Source organism: Rhodohalobacter sp. (genome assembly GCF_041686455.1).
Taxonomy (GTDB): Bacteria; Bacteroidota; Rhodothermia; order Balneolales; family Balneolaceae; genus Rhodohalobacter.
On record NZ_JAWLDW010000173.1, the window covers coordinates 1 to 4,191 of the forward strand.

Sequence of the window (4,191 nt, forward strand, 5' to 3'; positions counted from 1 at the left end):
CAGCTGGCTTTTGATCAGATGGAGATTACACTCTGATCAGAGGAAATCGTTTAATTCAGGATTCGACTTCAGTTCTTCTACCACTTCTTTCACGCCCTGCGCTTTTTTCAGGTTTACAACCAGAATTGCTTTGTCGGTTTCAACCACAGCTACGTTGTCTACGCCAACCAGTGAAACCAGCTTGCCGCTTTCGGTATGAATTAAGTTTTGTGTGGAGTCAACGATTGATATTTTAGCATTCCCAATCGCATTTCCATGTTTATCTTTGTCGGATAGCTCGTGAACGGCCGTCCAGCTACCCACATCATTCCAGCCAAATTCTCCCGGAACCACATGCACAGTTTCAGCTTTTTCCATAATACCATAATCGATAGAAATGGATGGGCACGCTTGGTAAAACTGATTGATGTCTTCCTGTGTTAAATCAGATGCCTGGAGTTTTTCCGTCAGCTTAAATACATCCGGCAAAAACTTTTTAAATGCTTTGAGAACAGTCTCTGTTTTCCATACAAACATTCCGCTGTTCCACAGATAGTTGCCTGATTCCAGAAATTCTTCTGCTTTTTTACGATTTGGCTTCTCAGTGAAATTTTTCACAGAGTAAACCGGATTGCCGGCTTTTTCCAGCTCACTGTTCTCTTCGTAACAGATATAACCATACCCTGTTTCCGGACGATTTGGTTCAATTCCTATGGTTACCAGCGAATTCTCAGTTTTTGCTGTTTCTACCGCAGAATTCAAAATATTTAGAAAAGCTTCCCTATTTGAAATTTGATGGTCGGCAGGCAGAACCACCATTACAGAGTCCGGATCCAGTTTGTTCATGATGGCAGCTGCTGCAGCAACACAAGGCGCTGTATTTTTAGCAACCGGCTCTCCTATAATATGATCCTTGCGAACTTCTGGAAGCTGAGCTTCAACAATGGATACGTAATTGTCATTGGTAACGACCAATACATTTTCCGGTTCAATTTCGCCTTTTAATCGATTAACGGTTTCTTGAATCATTGTTTTCTCACCAAAAAGATTCAAAAACTGTTTGGGGAGTGCTTTGGTACTTTTAGGCCAAAACCTGGTTCCGGATCCACCGGCCATTATCACTGCATAAGTCATTTCTGATGTTCTTGTTTTAAAATTGATTAAAATTTCATCAGAAAGGTAGAAAAAAGGGGATCAAACTGAAACGTGAGAAACCGGGGTTAGTGTAAAACGGAAAACAGAGCCTTCATCCGGCTTGCTTTCTATGGTAAGCTTCTCTCCGTGCGCCTCTATAATATGCTTTACAATGGATAGGCCCAGACCGGTTCCGCCCCTCTCTCTCGACCGGGATTTATCAACTCTGAAAAAACGCTCTGTAACCCTTTCAATATCATTTGTATCAATACCAATACCGGTATCTTTCACGAACATTTCAACCTTGCCATTTCCAAGATCTTTCATTCCAATTTCAACCTTGCCGTTATCTTTATTGTATTTAATCGCATTTTCAACAAGATTGATAAGCACCTGTTTGATCTGGTTCCGGTCTGCTCTTATTTGAATATTTTTATCAAAATCATGAACCACGAGCTCAATGTTCTCTTCTTCTGCCTTGTATTGAAGGTTTTCTACTACATCAAGAACTACATCTCGCAAAAACATCTCTTGCATATTTGATTTTAGCTCACCGGTTTCCAATCTGGAGATTTCCATCAAATCTTTTGTCAGATATGTAAGGCGATTCACATTTTTCATGGCTTTATGCAGAAAAACCTCATTCACTTCATCATCGTGAACTGCCCCATTCAATAGCGTCTCAATAAAACCCTGAATAGCAAAAATAGGTGTTTTCAGTTCATGCGAAATATCACCGATAAACTCCTTTCGGTAGTTCTCAATTTTGTTGAGCCGAATCAGCTCTTTCTCTACCATTTTGCTGGCACGAATCGATTGCCTTATCAGCTCGTCCAATTCGTCATTATTTTCAACAACTATATCATCGTAATCCTCAAACTGCTTATTAGAGACATTCTTTATGATGCGAGTCATTTTATTCAGCCTGGAATTATGCAGATATGCTGATACAGAGTAGGTAATTGTAAAAACTATTGCGAAGAGAAGTACAAAAAGAAGAAGTGCTTCAAATGATCCCAACCCGGATATATACCACATCAGAATTGAAATAGTCGGGGCTATAACCAGCGATGATATACTCGCTGTGCGCAGGGATATGGCAGAAAATAAGTTTTTCCTCAAAAATGCAGCTATTTATTCTTTAAAACGGTAACCGACACCTTTCACGGTTTCAATATAGTGATCGCCCAGCTTTTCCCGAATTTTTCTCACATGCACATCCACGGTACGATCAACCACGTAAATATTGTCTCCCCAAACCTTATTTAATAGTGTTTGCCTGTCGCGAACCTTACCTTTTCGGCTGGCGAGGTAGTAGAGCAGTTCAAACTCTTTCCGGGGAAGCTGAAACTCTTCCTCACCTCTTGTAACGATATAGCGATCTTTATCAATTTCTAGGTCGTGTACAACCAATCGGTTTACTTCTTCTTCGGTGTCGTCATACCTTCGAAGTACGGCTTTAATTCTGGATAGTAATTTTGTTGTACTGATCGGCTTGGTAATAAAATCATCTGCTCCAATATCCAGGCCTTCCACTTCTGTTTTCTCGTCACTTCTGGCCGTCAGAAAAATAACCGGGATTGGCTTTAGGTCGGGATTCGCCCTCATTTTTTCACAAACCTGGATTCCGTCCAGTTTAGGCATCATAATATCCAGCAATACAAGATTTGGCTTATGCTCTTTTGCCATTTCCAATCCCTGAATGCCATTTTCGGCTTTCAGTACATTGTATCCCTCTTTTTTGAGATTGTACTCAATCAGGTCGAGCAGGTCCTGTTCATCATCAACAACGAGAATAGTTTGTTTTGACAAATCAACTTGGCTTTAATTTCGATTCAGCCTCCACATAACAGAGTGAAGCTTGATTCAAAGTAACCATCCTGTGTTAAGTTAATATTATCTATTCATGGAGCTTAGTGCACTCTTCACGATATCGGAAACCGAAAATTTTGGATGGGTCGCAGCAATTTTTTGAACCGACTGTTCAGCATCTCTTTTTTTGAAACCAAGCGCTTCAAGAGCAGAAACGGCCTCTTCATGTTTACTTCGCTGCTCTGTTGAACCGGTTGCAACAGAAGGCTGGGTTTCGTCAAACAGTTTATCTTTCAACTCAAGACACATTCGCTCTGCCGTTTTCTTGCCTATACCGGAAATATTTGAGAGTGCAGCCGTATTTTGCGTAACAATGGCCTCCATCAAATTGGCAGCCGGCATTCCCGATAAAATAGTGAGTCCCAGTTTTGGGCCAATCCCTTTTACAGTAATAAGTCGCTCAAAAAGATTTTTTTCCTTGGATGACGCAAAACCAAACAGCCTTTGATCGTTATCGGTGATGTGGTGATAGATCATAATCCTGATCTCCTTTCCGGTCTCAGGCAGTGTTTGCAGAGTTTGATTGGATATCTCAACACGATAACCCACTCCCTGAACATCAATAATGCAATCTTCTTCCGATTTACTGTGTAAATTTCCGTTCAGAAAGGCGATCATAGTGTTCTTTATTCTTTGAGGTTTAGTTGGTAGAGATTAGTGCTTTTTTACACGATCCGGATTGGCATCAACAAAAGCTGACCAGCTGTTCTTAGTATTGTTTTGATGCATTTTTTTCTTCATCTGACCGGTAGGCAAATGTCCGGTTTTTGTGTGATGGCACCAGGCAACAGCAAGAGCGTCCGTAGCATCATCTTTAAGTTTTTTATCGGGTAATGTCATCATCCGCTCCAGCATAAATGCAACCTGCTCTTTACTTGCATTTCCATTACCGGTGATCGCTTTTTTCACCGCTTTGGGGTAGTATTCAGTAACAGGAATCTTTTGATTGGTGATGGCAAGAATTGCGGCTGCCTGAGCCCGTCCTAATTTTAGCATCGCTAAAGGATCCACTCCGTAAACCGGGGTTTCTATGGCACACTGGGTGGGTTTGTGCTCCTTGACCAATTTGGTGATCTCATCAAAAATAAACTGAAGGCGATCGTTATGATCGTCCATTTTAGCCATTCGTATCACATCACAAATATCCGCACGGTATTTTCCATTCTCCTCTTCAAGAATTGCAAATCCCGTAGTTCGCGAACCAGG

At 41.2% G+C, this 4,191-nt stretch carries 5 protein-coding genes; all 5 read right to left on the reverse strand.

Going from position 1 to position 4,191, the window contains the following annotated elements; translation table 11 throughout:
- Positions 1-36 precede the first annotated feature (36 nt).
- Complete coding sequence (locus ACESM0_RS13030; protein WP_372906637.1) at positions 37-1,113, reverse strand: mannose-1-phosphate guanylyltransferase; 1,077 nt, start codon at positions 1,111-1,113, stop codon at positions 37-39.
- 60 nt (positions 1,114-1,173) lie between these two features.
- Positions 1,174-2,235 (reverse strand): sensor histidine kinase, encoded by a 1,062-nt coding sequence (locus tag ACESM0_RS13035; protein WP_372906638.1) that lies wholly within the window; start codon positions 2,233-2,235, stop codon positions 1,174-1,176.
- A gap of 12 nt (positions 2,236-2,247) precedes the next feature.
- Positions 2,248-2,925: a response regulator transcription factor gene (locus ACESM0_RS13040; RefSeq protein WP_372906639.1), complete on the reverse strand. Its 678-nt coding sequence runs from the start codon at positions 2,923-2,925 to the stop codon at positions 2,248-2,250.
- 84 nt (positions 2,926-3,009) lie between these two features.
- Positions 3,010-3,603: a Holliday junction branch migration protein RuvA gene (ruvA, locus tag ACESM0_RS13045; RefSeq protein WP_372906640.1), complete on the reverse strand. Its 594-nt coding sequence runs from the start codon at positions 3,601-3,603 to the stop codon at positions 3,010-3,012.
- A 36-nt stretch (positions 3,604-3,639) separates the two neighbouring features.
- Positions 3,640-4,191, reverse strand: a 552-nt coding sequence (gene ruvC, locus ACESM0_RS13050; RefSeq protein ID WP_372906641.1) for a crossover junction endodeoxyribonuclease RuvC, incomplete at its 5' end; no start/stop codon positions are given.